The following is a 19,511-nucleotide window of genomic DNA, read 5'->3' on the forward strand; positions in this document are numbered from 1 at the left end:
GATCTGGCCCTTCCCGGGCGGGGGACACCGTTTCTACGGTGCCCGAAAACTCCCCTCGCCTGTGAAGGTGGTGATCCACAGATGTCCACGGACACACCCGCGCCGGACACGCCGGCGCCGGCCGAGTCCGCCGCCGAGCGGTACCTCGCCGTGCAGCGGTCGGACGAGTTCGCGGGGCTGCGTCGCGCCCTGCGCGGCTTCGTCTTCCCGATGACCGTCGCGTTCTTCCTCTGGTACGCGCTCTACGTGATCCTCTCCGCGTACGCGCGGGACTTCATGGGCGCGAAGCTGTTCGGCAACGTCAACGTCGCCCTGGTCTTCGGCCTGCTCCAGTTCGTCTCCACGTTCCTGATCGCCTGGCTGTACTCCCGGTTCGCCGACCGGCGGATCGACCCGGTGGCCGACCGCATCCGCGCCGAGATCGGGGAGGTGACCCATGAGCACGGTCCTCGCGGCTGAGGCGGGCGGCAGCACCGCCCGGAACCTGACCATCACGCTCTTCCTGGTCTTCGTGGCGGTCACCCTCGCGATCACGATCTGGGCCAGCCGGCAGACCAAGACCGCCACCGACTTCTACGCGGGCGGCCGGTCGTTCTCCGGCTTCCAGAACGGCATGGCGATCGGCGGCGACTACATGTCGGCCGCGTCGTTCCTGGGCATCGCCGGGCTCATCGCCCTGTACGGCTACGACGGCTTCCTCTACTCGATCGGCTTCCTGGTCGCCTGGCTGGTCGCGCTGCTGCTCGTCGCCGAACTGCTGCGCAACTCCGGCCGATACACGATGGCGGACGTGCTGGCGTTCCGGATGCGCCAGCGTCCGGTGCGTACGGCGGCGGCGGTCTCCACGATCACCGTGTCGATCTTCTACCTGCTGGCCCAGATGGTCGGCGCGGGCGCGCTGGTGGCGCTGCTGCTCGGCATCAAGCCGGGCACCACGTTCCTCGGCATGGACGCCGACACGGCGAAGGTCGCCACGATCATCATGGTCGGCGCCCTGATGATCATCTACGTCACCGTGGGCGGCATGAAGGGCACCACGTACGTCCAGATCGTCAAGGCGTTCCTGCTGATGTCCGGCGCGCTGCTGATGACCCTGCTGGTGCTGGCCAAGTACAAGTTCAACCTGTCGTCGCTGCTCGGCGACGCCGCCGCGTCCTCCGGCAAGGGCAGCGCCTTCCTGGAACCGGGCCTGCGGTACGGCGTCGAGGTCGCCGGCAACGCCACGCAGACCTTCTACAACAAGATGGACCTGCTCTCGCTGGGCATCGCCCTGGTGCTCGGCACGGCCGGCCTGCCGCACATCCTGATCCGCTTCTACACCGTCCCGACGGCCAAGGCGGCGCGCAAGAGCGTGCTCTGGGCGATCGGCATCATCGGCGCGTTCTACCTGCTCACCCTCGCGCTGGGCTTCGGCGCGGCGGCGCTGGTGGGCGGCAAGGAGATCGTCGCGCAGGACAAGGCCGGCAACACGGCCGCCCCGCAGCTCGCCGAGGCGCTCGGCAAGGACTTCCTCGGCGGGAACCTGGGCGGGGCCACCCTGCTCGCGATCATCGCGGCGGTCGCGTTCGCCACCATCCTGGCCGTGGTCGCCGGTCTGACGCTCGCCTCGTCGTCCAGCCTGGCGCACGACTTCTACGCCAACGTCGTGAAGAAGGGCCAGGCGTCGGAGCGCCAGGAGGTGACGGTGGCCCGGCTCTCCGCCCTGGTCATCGGCGCGGTGTCGATCGCGCTGTCGATCTACGCGCAGAGCCTCAACGTGGCCTTCCTGGTGGCGCTGGCCTTCGCGGTGGCCGCCTCGGGCAACCTGCCGGCGATCCTGTACAGCCTGTTCTGGAAGCGGTTCAACACCTCCGGCGCGGTCTGGGCGATCTACGGCGGCCTGCTCTCCGCGGTGCTGCTGGTGTTCTTCTCGCCGGTCGTCTCCGGGGCGCCGACCTCGATGTTCCCCGAGCACGACTGGCACTGGTTCCCACTGTCCAATCCGGGCATCCTGTCCATCCCGTTCGGCTTCCTGTGCGGGTGGATCGGCACGGTGCTCTCCACGGAGCACGACGAGGAGAAGTACGCCGAGCTGGAGGTCCGCTCGCTCACGGGCGCCGGCGCCCACTGACCCAGGCCCGCTCGGCACCGCACCTGCCGGGCACGTGGCGAGCCCCCCGCCGGTCGGCGGGGGGCTCGCCCGTTTCTTCCCCTCCTCCGACAGCCGATGCCGGGGCGGCTGAGTAGGCTGGCCGGCATGAAGGTTGCTCCCCGCTTCGGCTCCGGCCACCGCGTCCTCGTCACCGGCGGCGCCGGCTTCGTCCCGTCGCACCTGGTGGACTCCCTCATCGACCGTGGCTGCGCGGTCGTGGTGCTGGACAACTTCGTCACCGGGTCCAGGGACAACGTCGCCCACCTGTTGGAGAAGCCGACCTTCACCCTTGTCGAGGCCGACATCTCGGAGGGGCTGCCGAGCCACCACCCGGCGTTGGCCGAGCGGTTCGACGCCATCCTGCACATGGCCTCCCCGGCCAGCCCCACCGACTTCGAGAAGCTGCCGGTGGAGATCCTCCGGGTCGGTTCGGTGGCCACCCTGCACCTGCTGGACCGGGCGCTCGCCGACGGCGCCCGCTTCCTGATGGCGTCCACCTCCGAGGCGTACGGGGACCCGAAGGAGCACCCGCAGCGCGAGACGTACTGGGGCAACGTCAACCCCATCGGCATCCGCAGCGTCTACGACGAGGCCAAGCGGTTCTCCGAGGCGGCCACCATGGCGTACCACCGCAGCCGCGGGCTGGACGCGGCGATCGTGCGGATCTTCAACACGTACGGCCCGCGGATGCGGCCGGACGACGGCCGCGCCATCCCGACCTTCATCTCCCAGGCGCTGCGCGGCGCGCCGATCACCGTGCACGGCACGGGCAACCAGACCCGGTCCATCTGCTACGTGGACGACCTGGTGCGCGGCATCCTGCTGCTGCTCGACTCGACCGAGACGGGGCCGATCAACTGCGGCACCGAGCACGAGCTGACCATGCGGGAGCTGGCCGAGCTGATCGTGTCGCTCTCCGGCAGCAGTTCGGAGGTGACCTATGTCACCCGCGCGTCCGACGACCCGGAGATGCGCCGCCCGGACCTCACCCTGGCCCGCGAGCTGCTGGGTTACGAGCCGACCGTCGCGCCCGAAGAGGGCCTTCGGCGCACGATCGAGTATTTCCGCGAGCGGCTAGGGTAACCGACGCGCGCCGCCCGCGGGCTCGCTTCACGGCAGGACTCGACGGGGCTACGTACCCTCGGTTACATGTCAGCGACCACTCCCGCCGGGGCCTCCCTCCCGTACCTGCACCGCAGTTCCGGGCGTGCCTCGGTGCCCGGCCGGGGCTCGCCGGGCCGGGCCCACACCCCTCAGGCCCAGTGGCACCCCTCGCACGACGACCGGCCGTACGGCGGCGGGCCGGGCGGCCCCGCGGGACCGGGCGGCCCCGGCGGCCCGCGTGACCCTGGTGGGTCGGGCCGGCGCGGCCCGCGTCCGCGGTGGGGCCGGATCGGCCTGGTGGCCGGCGTCGCGGTGCTGGTGCTCGCGCTGCTCGGCGGGGCCGGCGCATGGTTCTACGCCCGCAACCTCAACGACGACCTGGCGCGCACCGATCCGTTCGCGGAGCTGACCGGCGGGCGGCCGGCGAAACAGGTGGACGGCGCGCTGAACATCCTGCTGGTCGGCAGCGACTCCCGGGACCCGGACGCCCCGGTGGACCAGCGGAGCCAGTGGCGGGCCGACACGATCATCGTCATGCACATCCCGGCGGACCACAAGGAGGCGTACCTGGTCTCGATCCCCCGGGACCTGTACGTTCCGATCCCCGAGAACGCCCAGGCGGAGTGCGGCTCCGGGCAGCGTCACAAGATCAACGCCGCGTTCGCGTTCGGGGGCCTGCCGCTGGCGGTCAAGACGGTGGAGTGCTTCACCGACGTCCGCATCGACCACGTGATGGCGATCGACTTCGCCGGCTTCAAGGAGGTCACGGACGCGCTCGGCGGGGTCGACCTGAAGGTGGAGCGGACCATCACCTCGATCCACAAGCCGTACCGGAAGTTCACCAAGGGCGTCAACCACATGAACGGCGCCGAGGCGCTGGACTGGATCCGGCAGCGCAAGCAGTTCCCGGACGGCGACTTCGCGCGGATGCGCCACCAGCAGGAGTTCCTGCGGGCGCTGATGGACAAGGCGGCCAGCAGTGGAACGCTGACCAACCCGGGCAAGCTGAACGCGTTCCTCCAGGCGGTCACCAAGGCGGTCACGGTGGACGAGGGCTTCTCCGTGGTCGACATGGCGCTGCAGTTCCGCAGCCTGCGCGGGGAGAACCTGACGTTCGTCACCAGCCCGAACCTCGGCGGCCAGATGGTCAACGGTGAGTCCGTGGTGGTCTCCGACCGGGAGAAGGCGCTGGCCATGTACCAGGCCATGTCGGCGGACACGATGGCCGACTGGGTGAAGGCCAACCAGCCGGCCGAGGGCGCGAGCAACGCGAACTGAGTCGCGCCACTTCGACGGGCGTCATCGCCGGCCGGCGGTTGGATCCTTGTCCTCAGGGCTCCAACCGCTGGCCGGTCGCATTCATCTGGACGTTCGGACGATTGCCATGGACGGTCGCCCGGGAGAACGAAAATTGTCCGGCTGACGAACTCGCCATGACGGGAAGCGGTACGTAAAGTTGTCCCGCCCCCCGATCACGCGAGCTGGAGCACGCATGCCGGTTCAAGCCAGCCGTCGCCCCTCGTCACTGGAGCCCGCCAGGGCGTCCGCGCGGACATCCCCGCAGCGCTCCAGCGGCGGTCGGCGATCCGGCGGCGCCGCGAAGAAGCGGACCCGCCGCAAGGACCCCCTCTGGGCCCGCCTCACCCTGATCTTCGGGGCGGTCCTGATGCTGACCAGCGGCATCGCCATCGTCGGCAGCAAGGCGATCATCAGCCAGGCGACCGGGAACATCGCGCAGGGCAACCTGCTCGGCGACGCCGGCAAGTCGAGTGCCGAGGGTGGCAAGAACCTCGACGGCCCGATCGACATGCTGCTGCTCGGCGTCGACGCGCGCGAGCGCTGGGCCGCCGACGACGTCCGGGCGGACAGCATCATCGTGCTGCACATCCCCGCCTCGCACGACCAGGCATACATGATCTCCATCCCGCGCGACACCCAGGCGGACATTCCGGGCCACGGGATCAACAAGATCAACGCAGCCTTCCAGTACGGCGCCCAGAACGGGGGCGGCTGGGAAGGCGGCGCCCAGCTCATGGCCAAGACGATCAAGAGAATGACCGGGGTCAGCTTCGACGGCGCGGCGATCATCAACTTCGGCGGTTTCAAGAAGATCATCGACACCCTGGGCAGCGTGCGGATCTGCGTCAGCCAGCAGGTGACGTCGCACCACATGTCGTACGTCGACGGCAAGCCGATGTGGAACGCCGAGGCGAAGAAGACGGGCAAGACGATGACCCCGGTGGTGCACAAGAAGGGCTGCCGGGAGATGAAGGGCTGGGCGGCGCTGGACTACTCCCGGCAGCGCTACGGCCTGGACGGCGGCGACTACGACCGCCAGCAGAACCAGCAGCAGCTGATCAAGGCGATGGCGAAGAAGGCGACCGAGAACGGGACGCTGACCAACCCGGTGAAGCTCAACGCGCTGATGAAGGCGGCCGGCAAGGCCCTCGTCCTCGACGTCGGCGGGGTGCCCATCGCCGACTTCATCTTCACCATGCGCGGGGTCACCGGCAACGACCTGACCATGCTGCGCACCAACGGCGGCAAGTTCAACTCCACCGCCGACGGCAGCAAGGAAATGCTGAGCCCGCTGACCATGCAGATGTTCCAGGCGGTGAAGAACGACAAGCTGGCCGAGTTCGTGTACGCGAACCCGAGCGTCCTGTCGACCCGGAAGTAGCGACGCCGCTCCCGGCGGCCGACCTGCGCAAAGCCGCCCGGGACCCGGAGGCTCCCCCGTAGCCTGACCTGAGCGAGTCTCACGTACGGCGGCGGGGAGGACGTCACGGCCAGGTCAGGGCGAACCGGACGGGACCGAGGCGGCCCCGCCGGCCGGCGCGTACCCCGGCGGAGCCGCGCGCTGCTCGGGGTCGGCCTGGCCCTGGTGCTGCTGGCCGGCGCCGCGGTAGCCGCGATCGAGATCCTCGGCCGGCGGTACGACCGCGCCGTGGCGCGTGAGCAACTGCTCGACCCGAGCGCCCGGCGGGACCGTACCGACCTCGGCGGCTCGCTCAACTACCTGCTCGTCGGGTCGGACCGCCGCCCAGGCGAGAGCGGGCCGGACGAGCGGTCGGACACCATCCTGCTGGTGCACGTGCCGGCCGGCACGAAACAGGCGTACCTGATCTCCGTCCCCCGGGACCTGCTGGTCAGCATCCCGGCGGCCCCGAACGGGTACGGGGGCGGCAGCGACAAGATCAATTCCGCGTACGAGCACGGTGGGGGCGGCGAGGCCGGCGTCCGGCTGCTCTCAGCCACCCTCGCCCGGCTCACCGGAATGCGCTTCGACGGGGCGGCGCTGGTCGACTTCGCCGGGCTGCGGCAGGTCGTCGACCTGCTCGGCGGGATCCGCATGTGCGTCGACACCCCGGTGCGCTCGATCCACACCGGGCACGACTTCGCCGCCGGCTGTCAGCAGATGGACGGCGCACGGGCGCTGGACTACGTCCGCCAGCGGTACGACCTGCCCGGCGGCGACTACGACCGGCAACGCCACCAGCAGCAACTGCTCCGGGCGATGCTGGACCGGGCCGGCGAGACGAACCTGCGCGGCGACCCGGTACGGCTGGACCGGCTGATCCGGGCGGTCGGCGCGTCGCTGACCGTCGACACCAACGGCGTACCCCTGGAGGACCTTGCGCTCACGCTCCGCGGCCTCCCCCCGGACGGGCTGACCGGGGTGCAGCTTCCCTCCCACCCCGAGACCATCGACGAGGTCTCGTACGTGGTGCTGGACGACGAGGGCGACCAGCTCTTCGCGGCGGTGCGGGGCACCCGGATGCCCAGGTGGGCCCAGGCGAACCCCCGCTGGGTCACCCGGCTCTGACCGCCAGGAGGGCTCCCGCGCACCCACGGCGGCCCCCCGAGGACCTAGGCTTGGTAGCCGTGTTCGGACCCCAGATCCCCAGCATCCCCGTGACCGAGATCAGCGACGACACCTACCTGCTCGACGTCCGTGAGGACGCCGAGTGGGCCGCCGGGCACGCCCCCGGCGCCCACCACCTGCCGATGATGGAGCTGCCCGGCCGGCTCGCCGAGGTGCCGAAGGACCGGGAGGTGGCCGTCATCTGCCGCTCGGGCGGCCGGTCTGCCCACGTCGTGGCGCACCTGGTGCAGAACGGCTGGGACCGGGTACGCAATGTCGACGGCGGAATGTACGAGTGGGCCTCCGCCGGGCGGCCCGTGGTCGGCGAGGACGGGCAGCCGGGCCAGGTCGTCTGAGGCAACTCGACAGATGGGTGCCCCCCTCGTCTTCGCGCACCGCGGCTCCTCTGCCGACCTGCCGGAGCACACCCTCGCCGCGTACCTGCGGGCCCTCGACGAGGGCGCCGACGGGCTGGAGTGCGACGTCCGGTTGACCCGCGACGGCCACCTGGTCTGCGTACACGACCGGCGGCTGGATCGGACCAGCAACGGCACCGGGCTGGTCAGCGCGCGCACGCTGGCCGAACTGGAGGCGCTGGACTTCGGCTCCTGGCACCCCGGTTGCGTCCCGGTCGACGGCGACGAGCCGCCGGACGAGTCGCACACCCGGCTGCTCACCCTGGAGCGGCTGCTCGACGCCGTGCTGGCCGCCGGCCGGCCGGTCCGGCTGCTGATCGAGACGAAGCACCCGACCCGGTACGGCGGGGACGTCGAGCGCCGGCTGGTGACTCTGCTGCGCCGGTACGGCCTGGCCGAGCCGGATCCGGACGATCCGGTCCGGGTGACCGTGATGTCGTTCTCGCCGTTGGCGGTGCGCCGGATCCGCGACCTGGCCCCGCAGTTGCCGACGGTGCTGCTGCTGGAGGTGCTGCCGCGCTGGCTACGGCTGGGTCGGCTGCCGTTCGGCACCCGGATAGCCGGGCCCGGGGTCGCCCTGCTCCGGGCCCGCCCGCAACTGCTGCCCGCGCTGCGGGCCGCCGGGAACCAGGTGTACGTCTGGACGGTCAACGCGCCGGCCGACCTGGAGCTGGTGCTCGACGCCGGGGTGGACGGGATCATCACGGACCGGCCGGCCCAGGCGCTGGCCCGGCTGGGCCGGTGAGCGGGGCGACGGGGTGGAGGTGCGAGAACAGGCGTCCGGCCGGCACCGCTCGCCCGACCCGGCACACCTCGCGGCCCACCTGTCCGGACGGCACCGCTCGTGGGACGTCGCGCAGCTCCCGGCCAGCCTGCCCGGACAGCACCGCTCCCCGGACGTCGCACAACTCCCGACCGGCCTGCCCGGACAGCACCGCTCCCCGGACGTCGCACAACTCCCGGCCAGCCTGCCCGGACAGCACCGCTCCCCGGACGTCGCACAACTCCCGGCCAGCCTGCCCGGACGGCACCGGGAGCGTGATCGGCCGGGGGTGTCGGCGGGCCGACCGGCGCGGCACACTCGGGACATGCCGGAGCGCATCGCCCCCGCCGCTCTCCTCGCCGGCCACGACGTCGTGATCGACATGATCAACTCTGACGGTGCGGGGCTGCCGGACCTGCCCAGGCTGCTCGAGGTCATCGGGCCGGCGATCGGGGCCGCGGGCACGGCGTTCGTGGAGTTCACCCCGACCGGCGGCCGGGTCGTCGCCGCGACCGGAAGCGCCGAGTGGGCCGTCGGCCGACCGGTGTCGCCCACCGCCCCGGCGACCGTCTGCCTGCTCGCCGGCCCCCGCGTGCGCGAGGTCGACGTCAGCCGGCTCCCGGACCCGTTCGGCGACGAGCTGGCGGGGCACGGGCTGCGTCGGATGGTGGTCGCCCGCGCCGAAGTCGGCGGGGTCACCGTCGGCAGCCTGCACGCGTTCTACCCGGACGAGGACGACCCGACCGGCACCGGGCGGCACGAGGTGGTCGCGTACCTCGCCGCCTGCATCGCCAACAGGTACGGCGACCGGACGGGCCTGCCGGCGCACGGCGACGGCCCGGTGGTGGCGCTGGCCGACGGGTTGGCCGTGGTCGACCGGGACGGCCACGTCCGGCTCTGGAACCCGGCCGCCGCCCGGGCCACCGGCCGGTCGGCCGCCCAGGCGCTGAACCGCCCGCTGCCGTTCCCGCTCCCGGAGCCCGGTCAGGTTCTCGACCACCGGCTGCCCGACGGGCGGTGGGTGCGCGTCACGTCGGGGGACGTGCCCGGCCCGGGCGGGCTACGGGTGGTCACCCTCCGGGACACCACCGAACAACAGCTGCGCGACGAGGACCGCGACCTGTTCGTCGCGGTCACCAGCCACGCGCTGCGCACCCCGGTCACCGTCATCAAGGGGTACGCGGACACCCTCACCGACCACTGGGACTCGCTGACCGACGCCGACCGGCGGGAGGCCGCCCGGATCATCGGGCAGCGGACCAACGAGCTGGCCCGGCTGGTCGACCGGCTGCTCACCTCGGCCACCGACCGGAGCCCGGGCGAGCCGCCCGCGCCGTTCGACCTCGGGGACGCGCTGCGGTCGGCCGTCGCCGACCTGCCCGCCGACCTGCGCCACCGGATCGTCCTCGACCTGCCCGCCGACCTGCCGAAGGCGCTCGGTAACCGGCTGAGCCTCGTCACCGTGCTGACCGAGCTGGGCACCAACGCCGACAAGCACTCCCCGCCGGACTCCCCGATCGAGATCGCCGCCACCGCCACCCGGCGGTACGTCTCGTTCCGGGTCAGCGACCGGGGGGTCGGCATCCCACCCGAGCACGTGGAGCGGGCGTTCGAGCGGTTCTGGCAGGGCGAGACCGACGGCCGGCGGGGCCAGCCGGGCGCCGGTCTCGGCCTGTACCTGGTCCGGCGGATCGTCGAACAACAGAATGGATGGGTATCCCTCCGACCGAGGTCAGGTGGGGGTACGGTCGCAGAGGTGCGGCTGCCGCGCCGGTGAGCACCGGCGAGCGGGGCGGCTCGGCGGGGCGAGTGAGGAGCGGCGGTGGCGACAGGGCCGGTCGAGCGTTCGTGGTGCGTGGTCGTGCCGCACCACGCCACCGGTGCGCGGCTGGCCCGGCACCGGCTCGCCGACGAGCTGGGCGGCCTGGTCTCCCCCGTCCTGCTGGCCGACCTGGTGGCCGTTCTGGCCGAGCTGGTCGGCAACGCGATCCGGCACGCCGACCCGCTTCCCGGCGGGGTGGTCCGGGTGGCCTGGCGGCTGCGCCCGGTGCCCGGCGGGCAGGTCGTCCAGCTCCGGGTGACCGACGGCGGGGCGACCGTCGGCCCTCGGCTGCGGGCGGCCAGCCCGGACGCCGTCGACGGCCGTGGCCTGCACATCGTCGCCGGGCTCGCCAGCCGGTGGGGCGTCGACCGGGACGGCCTGGGCCAGTGTGTCTGGGCCGAGTTCGACCCCGCGTGCGCCGACCGACCCGACCTGCTCGTCGCGGGCTGACCGGCGATCGTACGGTGCGAGGGCGGGTCGTCCCCACGCCGTTCAGCTTCGGCCTCTAGGCTGTCTCGCCGTGAGCAAGCGTCGAAAGAGCCAGCGGGCCGCCGAAGCCACCCCCAAGCGGGAGAAGGTGCGGGACGTCTTCGTGCCCCGACCGTTCGAGGGCCTGACCGACGAGCCCGAGTGGATCGCCCTGCGCGAGCTGGTCCCGGCGGCGTCCGCGCCGCTGCGGCTCGCCCCCGCGCTGGTCGAGGAGTACGGCGACCGGCAGGTGACCCTGGCGACCGTGCTGCCGATGGCCGCCGCGGCGACGAGCAAGCCGGACGGGCGGGTGTTCATCGGGCTCCAGCGCCACCAGCAGTCCGGGGACGTCTCCCGGGACCTGGCCGACGCCCTGCTCTGCGCACTGGGTACCGAACCGGGCAAGTCGGTGTCCGTGCCGCCGCTGCCGGGGCCCGGGCCCCGGCTCCAGGACGTCCTGGTCGACGGCCCGCTGGAGATCACGATGCACGACGGGTTCGAGTTCTGGCTCGACCCGGGCGCCGCCGACGACCCGACCGTCCAGGCGTCGCTGGAGCGGGCCAACGCGGCGATCTACCCGACCGTACGGCTCGCCGCCGCCCGCGCCGCGTACTGGTGCCAGGTGCCCAAGAAGGCGCACGTGCGCTGGGTCCTCCCGGACGACGAGGACGCCGCGCTGGACGCGCTGGCCCGGCTGAGCGCGGCCGGCACGCTGACCCTCGGCGGCAACACCCGCTTCGCCGGCATGTTCCGCGCGCACGGCCGCCTGGTGCCGGTGTGGGACCTGCCCGAGGACGTGCCGGCCGCCGAGTGGGAGGAGCCGGTGACGGAGTTCGCCAAGCGGTACGCCGAGGCGCTGGAGGACAAGGACCCGCTGGACGCGGCGGGCCGGCGGGCGCGGCACGGGCTGCTCGGCCGCCAGCTCACCCTCCGCTGAGCTGCTCCTCCCCCTTCAGCGGCTCGCGGACCAGCGGGCAGGACATGCACCGGGGGCCGCCCCGGCCGGAGCCCAGCTCGGAGCCGGCGATCGGGATCACCTCGATGCCCGCCCGCTCCAGCTGCGCGTTGGTCTCGGTGTTGCGCTCGTACCCGACACAGAGCCGGGGGGCGAGCGCGAGGGTGTTGTTGCCGTCGTCCCACTGCTCCCGCTCGGCCGTGACCGGGTCGAGGCCGGTGTCGATGACGCGGAGCTGGTCGAGGTCCATCGCGTCGGCGGCGGCGCGCAGGAACGGCGCGGGCCCGTCCACCTGCGGCTCCCCGTCGGGGCCGGCGACCACCGTGTACGCGGACAGCGTGGTCGCGACGTTGGGGTACATCAGCACGGCGTCGACGTCGACCATGGTGCAGACCGTGTCCAGGTGCATGGTGGCCCGCTCCTGGGCGATCGGGACCACGAGAATGGTGTGCGCCAGCCCGGCGGCGAACACCTGTCGGGCGAGGCGCTCCGCCCCGGCGGGGGTGGTCCGCTCGCCCACCCCGACGGCGAGCACGCCCGGGGCGAGCAGCAGCACGTCCCCGCCCTCCAGGTGCTCCAGCTCCGGCCCGTAGACGAACCGGGTGCCGGCGAACCGTGGGTGGTAGCGGTAGATGGCGTGGGTGATGGTGCTCTCCCGGCGGCGGGCGAGCATGGCGAGGCTGGTCACCCCGACCCGGTCGGCGATCCACAGTGAGGAGTCGCGGGTGAACAGCAGGTTGGGCAGCGGGTCGATGACGAAGTCGTGCCGGTCCATCAGGGCGTAGACCAGCCCACCGGGCCGCTCCTGGCTGATCCGCAGCTCCTCGTGCGCGAGGCCCGCGATGAGTACGTCGGCGAGGGCGGCCGGGTCCAGGTAGGTGAGATGGTCGGCGATCCGGCGGCGCAGGGCGTCGCCGAGCCGGGGCGAGCGCAGCACCTGCTCGGTCAGCTCGGCGCGGGCATCGGTGACGGCAAGGGTCTCGGCGAGCAGGGTGGCGAGGTACAGCACCTCCACCCCGCGCTCGCGCAGCGCCGCGGCGAACGCGTCGTGCTCCTCCTGCGCGCGGCCCACCCATGGGATAGCGTCGAAGAGGAGTGAGTCGTTGTTGCGGGGGGTGAGTCGGGCCAGCTCCGGGCCCGGTCGGTGCAGCAGCACCGTGCCGAGCCGGCCGACCTCGCTGTCCACGTAGTGGGTCACCCGCCCCAGCGTAGGGCAGGGATTGGCGGCATCCGGTAAAACGACTGTGGATGAATATGGCATTCATCCACACTCACTCCGGCCGTTGGACTTGCCGGGCACCCGGTCTGGCAACGTAGGGTAGTGAGAAGATAACTTCGAGGGACCTTTTGCCGGAGGTCGCGATGACTGTCTTTCCCGCACGCCGTGTCGGACCCACCGCCCGGGCACTGCCGCCCATCGCGGTGCCACACCCCCGGGCCGAGGCGCCGGGGGCGCTGGAGCCGGTTCGCCCGAACCCACTGGAGTGGGCTCGTCGCCGGCGCGCCGAGCGGGGCGCCCGCCGCTTGGAGGCGGCCGGGGCTCGGGCGCTGAGTCGGCTCGACCACCTCGGTCCGGCCTGGCACGTCATCGAGTGGCCCCGCACCGACGCGGCGGATCTCGTCTTCGACCAGGCCCAGGACGATCGCGCGGGTTTCCTCGCCATCGGCCCCAGCGGCCTGTACGCGGTGACGATCGCCGACCACGGCAGGGCCCGGGTGCTGGTGGCCGGCGACGTCGTCCAGATCAACGGCAAGCGACCGCCCTACGTGGCCGAGGCCCGCAGGGACGCCAAGCGGGCGGGCAGGGCCCTTTCCCAGGCGGTGGGGCTGCCGATCCCGGTGACGCCGGTGCTGGCCTTCGTCGGCTCCGGCGACATCAGCGTCTACGGCCTGCCGAAGGACTGCCTGATGGCCACCCACCGGGAGCTGGACCGGCTGCTCGTCGCCGGGGGAAACCGGATCAGCCCGACGACCGCCGAGAAGCTGGCCCGGGTCGCACAGCACCCCGGCACGTGGATGAACGGCACGTACCGTCCAGCGGCCGACTACCGGTGGTACGACGCGGGCCGAACGGCGGCTGACAAGCCGGCCAACCGCCGGTAACGTCTCCGGCGACGCCACGCGTTCCGGTCCGTACGCAGAGCAGCAATCCGGCCGCGCCGTCGCCGGCCGCCCGGTCCAGGGCAACCGACCACCGGCGGCTCGGTGGCGCCAGCGCGGCCAACGCTCGCCGGTTCGACCGGCTAGCGTGGACAGACAGTCGGTGCACATAGGAGGCGCGGTGGCTCACGTCGAACTCTCGCTCTCGGAAGTGTTCGTGCCCGACGCCCGGACACCGCCGGCGCAGGAGTCCGACAACTTCGGGCAGTGGGTCGTCACGGTCTCCTGCGCGGCCGAGCCGTGTCTGCTCATCGACGCCGAGACCCGGGTCGTCGCGGTCTCGGCGTCCGGCTGCGAGCTGCTCTGCCTCGGCTGCCCGGAGGACGTGATCGGGCTGCCGCTGCTCGACGGCTGCCTGCGCCTGCTCGACTTCACCGCCCACCGCGGAGAGTTGACCGAGCAGGAGACCGACAAGATCCCACCGCTGCTCGCCCTGCATTCCGGCCGCCTCGCGCGCGGGCTGCTACGGGTCCAGGCCGCGGCGGCGGGTTGCCCCGACCCGACCGTGGACGCCATCTCCACGCCGGTGCTGACCGACGGCCAGGTCGCCGGGTCGCTCACCTTCTTCGCGGCGGTCTGATCCGCCCAGCTTCACCGTGACCAGCATAAATGTGGCGTTCGCCGCACCGGCGGAGCTGGGGCGTCGAGCCGCTCAGGCCGTAAGGTGCCATCATGCTCGATGTCGCTCTGCTGCCGGGAGAGTACGCGGTGTGCCGGCTGGCCACCGACGCCGCCCTCCGGCCGGCCCTGTGGGCCGAGCTGGGCGACAGCGAGGTGGTGAGCGTCAGCTGGTCCACCGACGGGGTCTCGGTGATCTGCCCGGCCGCCCGCGCTCCGGCAGAGGCCGAGACCGACTGGCGTTGCCTGCGGGTTGTCGGGCCGCTCGACCTGGCGGTGACCGGCACCCTCGCCTCGTTGGTCGCCCCGCTCGCGCAGGCCCGGGTCAACGCGGTGGCATTCTCCACCTACGACACCGACCACGTGCTCGTGCCGGCCGTCCGGCTGGGCGAGGCCACGGCCGCGCTGCGCCGCGCCGGGCACCGGATCCTCGACTGACGGCACGGCCTCCTCGACTGACCCGCATAGCCGCGCCGCGGCTGACGGGTATGGCCCGCGCCTCGACTGACTGGCACCGCCCGCGCCTCGACTGACTGGCACCGCCCGCGCCTCGACTGACTGGCACCGCCCGCGCCTCGACTGACTGGCACCGCCCGCGCCTCGACTGACTGGCACCGCCCGCGCCCTGGCTGACGGGCACCGCCCGCGCCTCGGCGCCACCGACCCGGCACGGCGTCGGGCCGGACACCGCGACCCGGCCGGTCGCGTATTGCCGGCCGCCGCTCTTCACCAGCGCGCCGGCAGCTTCTACGATGGGCTCGGCCATCCGGCCGCAACGATGTTCTCCGATGCAAGGATCGGCTCGTGCCGCCCACCACCCCGCACCGCACCGCGACCCGCCGGCCGCCCACGACGATCACGCTGCTGGCCGTCGCCTTCCTCGCCGCCGTGACGCTGGGCGGCTGCGGGGTGCCGCCCGAACTCCTCCAGCCGGCCCAGTCGCCCAGCCCCACGGCGGCGGGCGCCTCGCCCACCCCGGGCCCGTCCACCGCGCCGACGGTCACCCCGCCCCCGTTCGCCCCGCCGACCACCGCCGCCCCCGACCTGGTCGCCACCGACTGCCGCAACGGCCCGTCGGGCGACCGGGTGGTGTCGTTGCTGCGCGGCAGCGGCGGAGTGCTGCCCCGATCGGCCGGGGTACGGGTGCGTCGGGGCCCGCTCTGCGCCGGGGACTGGCAGTACACCGTGCTCCGGGTGACCGGGCACGAGGAGCTCCAGGTGGTCACCCGGGGCCGGCCGGGCGCGCTGAAGCTGGTCACCGCGGGCACCGACGTCTGCACGATCGAGGTACGGGTGTCCGGGCCGGTCGGCATCCGGGCGCTCGCGTGCGACGGCGGCACGGCCGGCGTACCGGGTGCGTAGGCTGGCGGTATGCCGGGAACACCACCCACCCGCTTCGCCTACCTCGGCCCCGAGGGCACCTTCGCCGAGCAGGCGCTGCGCACCGTGCCCGCCGCGGAGCACGGCACCCGCACGCCTGCGCGCAGCGTCGGCGAGGCGCTGGAGAGCGTACGGGCCGGGGACGCGGACGCCGCCCTCGTGCCCCTGGAGAACTCGATCGGCGGCGCCGTCGGGGTCACCCTCGACGAACTGGCCGAGGGGGAGCCCCTGGTGATCACCCGGGAGGTGATCCTGCCGGTCCAGTTCGTGCTCGGCGCCCGGCCGGGGACGACGCTGGCGTCGGTCCGCTCGGTGGCCGCCCACCCGCAGGCGTCCACCCAGTGCCGGGGCTGGCTGCGGGCGTACCTGCCGGACGCCGTGGTGATCGACGTGTTGTCCAACGGGGCCGCCGCCGCGGGCGCGGCCGCGGGCGAGTACGACGCCGCGATCTGCGCCCCGATCGGGGCGGCCCGGCACCGGCTGGCCGTGCTGGCCGACAAGATCGCCGACCACCCGGACGCCGTGACCCGGTTCGCCCTGCTGTCCCGGCCCGGCCCGCCCCCGCCCCCCACCGGGGACGACGTCACGTCGCTGGCCGTGTACATCGCCCACGACCGGGTGGGTGCCCTGCTGTCGGTGCTGATGGAGCTGGCCGTGCGCGGGATCAACCTGACCCGGATCGAGTCCCGCCCGACGGGCGAGGCGCTCGGCCGGTACGTCTTCTTCCTCGACTGCACGGGGCACGTCGCCGACGTCCGGCTCGGGGAGGCGTTGCAGGGTCTGCGCCGGGTCTGCGCGGACGTACGCTTCCTCGGGTCGTACCCCCGGCACCGCTGGGCCGAGGGGGCGACCGAGCGACCGGTCCCCCCGCCCGCCGGTCTCTCGGACGTCGACTACGCCGACGCGGCGGCGTGGCTGTCCCGGCTTCGCGCGGGGGAGCTGAGCTGACCGCGCGGGAGGGCTGAGCCGAAGCGGGGTCCGGCTGCCCGCCGGACGAGCCGAGCGCGCGCGACGCCCCCGTCGCCGGAGCGCCCCGCCGCCGGTCAGCTCAGCAGGCCGCCCAACAGGCCGCCCTGCTGCTGCTGGGCCCCGCTGCCCATGACCGGCGGCTCCTCCGACGGCTGCACCACCACGAAGCCCTGCCCCGCGAAGCTCATCGTGAACGCCTCGCCGGTGGTGCGGCCGAGCAGCGTGCCCAGGCCGAGCTGCTCGGCCCGGTGGTAGCCGGTCTGGAGGTTGGCCGACCAGCAGACGGCGGCCTGCGGGTCCACGTACGTCGGCGCGTCGACGTTGAGCACGACCGGCGTGCCCTTGGTCGTGATCGCGATCCGGCCGTAGCCGGTGAAGACGCAGTTGAACAGGCCGGAGGAGGAGGCCATGCCGGCGCCACCGACCATGCGGATGTCGTACTGGAGGGTGGAGTCGAACGCCAGCACGCTGGAGCCGTTGATGGAGAGGGCGTCGCCCGGCTCCAGGTCGATGATGTGCACGTCCTTGGCCAGCTCGGCGAGGAAGACGTCGCCGCGGCCCGTGAGCTTCATCAGCGGAACGCCCTCACCGGTGAGCTTCTGCTTGATGAACTTGCCCAGGCCGCCGGAGCCGAGCGCCTGGAACTGCACCTGCCCCTGGTAGGCGACCATCGACCCGACCCGGGCCATCGCCTCGCCGTTGAGTTCGATCTTCAACATCTTGGAGTTCTGCAGCCGCATGCCGGGCTGGGCGGACTCCTTCTCCAGGTTCTCTGCCGAGAACAGCGCGCTGCGCATCGAGGTGCCTCCTGACGGGGAAAGTGCCTGTCCGGAGGGTAGGCGACGATCGCAACCCGGGCACATCGCCCGGAACGGTGGCGGGGGGCAGACTCAGGCCCAGCCCAGCTCGTGCAACCGGTCGTCGTCGATGCCGAAGTGGTGGGCGATCTCGTGCACCACCGTCACGGCCACCTCGTCGACGACGTCCTCCTCGCTGTCGCAGATCCGCAGGATGGGACGGCGGTAGATGAGGATGCGGTCGGGCAGGACGCCGGAGTAGTCCCAGCCGCGTTCGGTGAGGGCGTGCCCCTCGTACAGGCCGAGCAGGTCCTCGTCGCCCGGGGGCGGGTCGTCCTCGACCAGGATCACCACGTTGCTCATCAACCCGAGCAGCTCTTCGGGAACCTCGTCGAGGGCCTCTCCCACGAGCTCCTCGAAGCGCTCCCGGCTCATCTCCACCGCCACGCCCCCAATTCTCGCCGACCCGGCCCGCCCCCGCCCGACCCGCAAGATCCACGTCGGACGGAACAAGCCCCGGCGGGCGATTCCTCCGGGGCCGGCCGTGCGGCGGGGGCCGGGGCCGGCCGTGCGGCGGGGGCCGGGGCCGGCCGTGCGGCGGGGGCCGGGGCCGGCCGTGCGGCGGGGGCCGGGGCCGGCCGTGCGGCGGGGGCGGGGTGGAGCCTCAGGAGGCGAGGCGGGCGGTGAGGCTGATCTGCGCGCCGGGGGACAGCAGCCGCGAGATCGGGCAGTTCTCCTTGGCGGTCTCGGCCAGCTTGGCGAACTGGGCGTCGTCCAGGCCCGGGGCCTGGCCGACCGTCTCCAGGTCGATCCGGGTCACGGTCATGCCCGCGTCGGTCTTGTCGAAGTGCACCTTGGCCGTGGTCTCGACGGAGGTGCCGGTGGCGCCGGCGTCGGCGAGCTGCTTGGACAGGGCCATCGAGAAGCAGGCCGCGTGGGCGGCCCCGATCAGCTCCTCGGGATTGGTCCCCTCGCCCTCCTCGAAGCGCGACTTGAACGAGTAGTTCCCCTGGAGCCCGCCCTTGCCGGTGCGGACCGTGCCGGAGCCCTCGGCGAGATCGCCCTGCCAGCGTGCGGAAGCGGTACGGATAGGCATGTCCCGACGCTAGCGGAAAGCCCGGCGCCCCGGCGGCCGACTGCCCCCGATCCCACCCAGGGAACCACAGACCGCGCGAATCCCGCCGATGCCGCCACCTGTGTCATGATTCGCCTCAGGCCCGTGAGCGGCGGAGAGGTGGCCGATGTCCCAGGATCTCCCCATTCCCCGGCAGGACGACCGATCCGAAGGGGCGGCCGTCGTGGAGTGGGGTGGTACGGAGCGGCCCCCACCGGGCCGGGCGGGCGGGGCCCTGTCCGGGCTGACGCGGGACCGCCGCTTCCCCCTGGTGCCCGCCGGCCTCGGCGCCGCGGCCGCGTTCGCCTCGCTGGCCGGGGAGTGGCTGGTGATGACCGTGCCGAACAGCGGCCCCGACGGGAGCACCAGCCTGCGGGTGCCGGCCGGGGTGTCCGACGTCGGCGGGTTCGGGACGGGCTACCTGTTCGGGCTGTTCGGGCTGGTCGCGGCGGTCGCCCTCGCCCTGCACGGCACGGCCGGCGCGCGGCGGAACGCGCGGGTGGCCGGCCTCGCGCTGGCCGCGGCCGTGCTCGGCCTCCTGGCGGCCATGACGTTCGCGCTGGACGAGGTTGGCCGACGGATGCTGTTCTACACGTCCGAGGACGGCTTCAAGGTCGAGTACGGCCGGGGGCTGGAGATGGCCTTCGCGGCGTGCGCGCTGCTGGCGGTGGCGCTGCACCTCGCCGGCCGGCTCGACGCGCCCGGCGACGCCGCCGCGCGCGGGGATGCTCCGGGCGAGGAGGGCCCGGAGGAGGACGACCCGGTGGAGGACGGCGCCTCCGCCGACGGGAGCGGTTCCGGCCGGGCGTGGAGCTGGCGGGGCGGGGCGCGGCGTCCGTCGTCCCGGGTCGACGACCTGCCGCCCGCCCCGGCCGACCTCACCGTCCAGCCGACCGTGCCCTTCGCCCGGCCCGAGCCGCCACGCTGACCCGACCCGGGGACACCCGGA

21 protein-coding genes are annotated in these 19,511 nt (G+C 73.1%); 17 read left to right on the forward strand and 4 right to left on the reverse strand.

Annotation, left to right across the window (positions count from 1 at the left end; all coding sequences use genetic code 11):
* Nucleotides 1-81: 81 nt before the first annotated feature.
* The 11 genes from ABGB16_RS08035 to ABGB16_RS08085 all read left to right on the forward strand — a co-directional run bounded on the left by ABGB16_RS08035 (nucleotide 82) and on the right by ABGB16_RS08085 (nucleotide 11,506).
* On the forward strand, nucleotides 82-459 hold the full coding sequence (locus tag ABGB16_RS08035) for a DUF485 domain-containing protein (protein ID WP_347667328.1): 378 nt from the start codon (nucleotides 82-84) through the stop codon (nucleotides 457-459).
* Entirely contained in the window at nucleotides 437-2,110 is a 1,674-nt protein-coding gene (locus ABGB16_RS08040) for a cation acetate symporter (protein ID WP_347667329.1), read from the forward strand. The genes ABGB16_RS08035 and ABGB16_RS08040 overlap by 23 nt, the downstream gene beginning before the upstream one ends.
* 126 nt (nucleotides 2,111-2,236) lie before the next feature.
* Nucleotides 2,237-3,214, forward strand: coding sequence for an NAD-dependent epimerase/dehydratase family protein (locus ABGB16_RS08045; protein WP_347667330.1), 978 nt, complete (start codon nucleotides 2,237-2,239; stop codon nucleotides 3,212-3,214).
* A gap of 66 nt (nucleotides 3,215-3,280) precedes the next feature.
* Nucleotides 3,281-4,513 carry an LCP family protein gene (locus tag ABGB16_RS08050; protein WP_347667331.1) on the forward strand — a complete coding sequence of 411 codons (1,233 nt, stop codon included), beginning with the start codon at nucleotides 3,281-3,283 and terminating at the stop codon, nucleotides 4,511-4,513.
* A 214-nt stretch (nucleotides 4,514-4,727) separates the two neighbouring features.
* Entirely contained in the window at nucleotides 4,728-5,915 is a 1,188-nt protein-coding gene (locus ABGB16_RS08055) for an LCP family protein (protein WP_347667332.1), read from the forward strand.
* A gap of 204 nt (nucleotides 5,916-6,119) precedes the next feature.
* A complete protein-coding gene (locus tag ABGB16_RS08060) occupies nucleotides 6,120-7,061 on the forward strand; it encodes an LCP family protein (RefSeq protein WP_347667333.1) in 942 nt (313 codons plus the stop codon).
* Nucleotides 7,062-7,120: 59 nt separating this feature from the next.
* A complete protein-coding gene (locus ABGB16_RS08065; RefSeq protein WP_347667334.1) occupies nucleotides 7,121-7,456 on the forward strand; it encodes a rhodanese-like domain-containing protein in 336 nt (111 codons plus the stop codon).
* 13 nt (nucleotides 7,457-7,469) lie between these two features.
* Nucleotides 7,470-8,261, forward strand: coding sequence for a glycerophosphodiester phosphodiesterase family protein (locus tag ABGB16_RS08070; protein WP_347667335.1), 792 nt, complete (start codon nucleotides 7,470-7,472; stop codon nucleotides 8,259-8,261).
* Nucleotides 8,262-8,604: 343 nt separating this feature from the next.
* Nucleotides 8,605-10,056, forward strand: a complete 1,452-nt coding sequence (locus ABGB16_RS08075) for a PAS domain-containing sensor histidine kinase (RefSeq protein WP_347667402.1) — start codon at nucleotides 8,605-8,607, stop codon at nucleotides 10,054-10,056.
* 78 nt (nucleotides 10,057-10,134) lie between these two features.
* The gene (locus tag ABGB16_RS08080) at nucleotides 10,135-10,551 is read left to right on the forward strand and encodes an ATP-binding protein (protein WP_347667403.1); all 417 of its coding nucleotides are present in this window, start codon (nucleotides 10,135-10,137) and stop codon (nucleotides 10,549-10,551) included.
* A 70-nt stretch (nucleotides 10,552-10,621) separates the two neighbouring features.
* A complete protein-coding gene (locus ABGB16_RS08085; RefSeq protein ID WP_347667336.1) occupies nucleotides 10,622-11,506 on the forward strand; it encodes a DUF5926 family protein in 885 nt (294 codons plus the stop codon).
* Here ABGB16_RS08085 and ABGB16_RS08090 read toward each other — a convergent pair.
* Nucleotides 11,493-12,722: an arginine deiminase gene (locus ABGB16_RS08090; protein ID WP_347667337.1), complete on the reverse strand. Its 1,230-nt coding sequence runs from the start codon at nucleotides 12,720-12,722 to the stop codon at nucleotides 11,493-11,495. The two genes, ABGB16_RS08085 and ABGB16_RS08090, sit on opposite strands and share 14 nt — an antisense overlap.
* Before the next feature lie 164 nt (nucleotides 12,723-12,886).
* On the opposite strand from ABGB16_RS08090, the gene ABGB16_RS08095 reads away from it, so the two are divergent.
* The 5 genes from ABGB16_RS08095 (at nucleotide 12,887) to pheA (ending at nucleotide 16,630) form a co-directional block, all read left to right on the forward strand.
* Nucleotides 12,887-13,627, forward strand: coding sequence for a hypothetical protein (locus ABGB16_RS08095; RefSeq protein ID WP_347667338.1), 741 nt, complete (start codon nucleotides 12,887-12,889; stop codon nucleotides 13,625-13,627).
* 178 nt (nucleotides 13,628-13,805) lie between these two features.
* The gene (locus ABGB16_RS08100; RefSeq protein ID WP_347667339.1) at nucleotides 13,806-14,264 is read left to right on the forward strand and encodes a hypothetical protein; all 459 of its coding nucleotides are present in this window, start codon (nucleotides 13,806-13,808) and stop codon (nucleotides 14,262-14,264) included.
* A gap of 92 nt (nucleotides 14,265-14,356) precedes the next feature.
* A complete protein-coding gene (locus ABGB16_RS08105; protein ID WP_347667340.1) occupies nucleotides 14,357-14,740 on the forward strand; it encodes an ACT domain-containing protein in 384 nt (127 codons plus the stop codon).
* Nucleotides 14,741-15,163: 423 nt separating this feature from the next.
* The gene (locus ABGB16_RS08110; RefSeq protein WP_347667404.1) at nucleotides 15,164-15,664 is read left to right on the forward strand and encodes a hypothetical protein; all 501 of its coding nucleotides are present in this window, start codon (nucleotides 15,164-15,166) and stop codon (nucleotides 15,662-15,664) included.
* Between the two features lie 9 nt (nucleotides 15,665-15,673).
* A complete protein-coding gene (pheA, locus tag ABGB16_RS08115) occupies nucleotides 15,674-16,630 on the forward strand; it encodes a prephenate dehydratase (RefSeq protein ID WP_347667341.1) in 957 nt (318 codons plus the stop codon).
* A 95-nt stretch (nucleotides 16,631-16,725) separates the two neighbouring features.
* Here the strand turns inward: pheA and ABGB16_RS08120 are convergent, their stop codons facing one another.
* The 3 genes from ABGB16_RS08120 to ABGB16_RS08130 all read right to left on the reverse strand — a co-directional run bounded on the left by ABGB16_RS08120 (nucleotide 16,726) and on the right by ABGB16_RS08130 (nucleotide 18,544).
* Nucleotides 16,726-17,448, reverse strand: a complete 723-nt coding sequence (locus tag ABGB16_RS08120) for an AIM24 family protein (protein WP_347667342.1) — start codon at nucleotides 17,446-17,448, stop codon at nucleotides 16,726-16,728.
* Between the two features lie 93 nt (nucleotides 17,449-17,541).
* Nucleotides 17,542-17,889 carry a metallopeptidase family protein gene (locus ABGB16_RS08125; RefSeq protein ID WP_347667405.1) on the reverse strand — a complete coding sequence of 116 codons (348 nt, stop codon included), beginning with the start codon at nucleotides 17,887-17,889 and terminating at the stop codon, nucleotides 17,542-17,544.
* 223 nt (nucleotides 17,890-18,112) lie between these two features.
* Entirely contained in the window at nucleotides 18,113-18,544 is a 432-nt protein-coding gene (locus ABGB16_RS08130; RefSeq protein WP_347667343.1) for an OsmC family protein, read from the reverse strand.
* Nucleotides 18,545-18,689: 145 nt separating this feature from the next.
* On the opposite strand from ABGB16_RS08130, the gene ABGB16_RS08135 reads away from it, so the two are divergent.
* Nucleotides 18,690-19,490 carry a hypothetical protein gene (locus tag ABGB16_RS08135; RefSeq protein WP_347667344.1) on the forward strand — a complete coding sequence of 267 codons (801 nt, stop codon included), beginning with the start codon at nucleotides 18,690-18,692 and terminating at the stop codon, nucleotides 19,488-19,490.
* The last annotated feature ends 21 nt before the right edge of the window (nucleotides 19,491-19,511 follow it).

The sequence above is a fragment of the Micromonospora sp. B11E3 genome (assembly GCF_039871625.1).
Classification (GTDB): Bacteria; Actinomycetota; Actinomycetes; order Mycobacteriales; family Micromonosporaceae; genus Micromonospora.

Bases quoted from the DNA above. Each gene is read 5' to 3' on its own strand.
- ABGB16_RS08135 (WP_347667344.1), top strand. From the start codon at position 18,690: ATGTCCCAGGATCTCCCCATTCCCCGGCAGGACGACCGATCCGAAGGG.
- ABGB16_RS08055 (WP_347667332.1), top strand. From the start codon at position 4,728: ATGCCGGTTCAAGCCAGCCGTCGCCCCTCGTCACTGGAGCCCGCCAGG.
- ABGB16_RS08050 (WP_347667331.1), top strand. From the start codon at position 3,281: ATGTCAGCGACCACTCCCGCCGGGGCCTCCCTCCCGTACCTGCACCGC.
- ABGB16_RS08130 (WP_347667343.1), bottom strand. From the start codon at position 18,544: ATGCCTATCCGTACCGCTTCCGCACGCTGGCAGGGCGATCTCGCCGAG.
- ABGB16_RS08040 (WP_347667329.1), top strand. From the start codon at position 437: ATGAGCACGGTCCTCGCGGCTGAGGCGGGCGGCAGCACCGCCCGGAAC.
- pheA (WP_347667341.1), top strand. From the start codon at position 15,674: ATGCCGGGAACACCACCCACCCGCTTCGCCTACCTCGGCCCCGAGGGC.
- ABGB16_RS08095 (WP_347667338.1), top strand. From the start codon at position 12,887: ATGACTGTCTTTCCCGCACGCCGTGTCGGACCCACCGCCCGGGCACTG.
- ABGB16_RS08105 (WP_347667340.1), top strand. From the start codon at position 14,357: ATGCTCGATGTCGCTCTGCTGCCGGGAGAGTACGCGGTGTGCCGGCTG.
- ABGB16_RS08075 (WP_347667402.1), top strand. From the start codon at position 8,605: ATGCCGGAGCGCATCGCCCCCGCCGCTCTCCTCGCCGGCCACGACGTC.
- ABGB16_RS08035 (WP_347667328.1), top strand. From the start codon at position 82: ATGTCCACGGACACACCCGCGCCGGACACGCCGGCGCCGGCCGAGTCC.
- ABGB16_RS08045 (WP_347667330.1), top strand. From the start codon at position 2,237: ATGAAGGTTGCTCCCCGCTTCGGCTCCGGCCACCGCGTCCTCGTCACC.
- ABGB16_RS08070 (WP_347667335.1), top strand. From the start codon at position 7,470: ATGGGTGCCCCCCTCGTCTTCGCGCACCGCGGCTCCTCTGCCGACCTG.
- ABGB16_RS08120 (WP_347667342.1), bottom strand. From the start codon at position 17,448: ATGCGCAGCGCGCTGTTCTCGGCAGAGAACCTGGAGAAGGAGTCCGCC.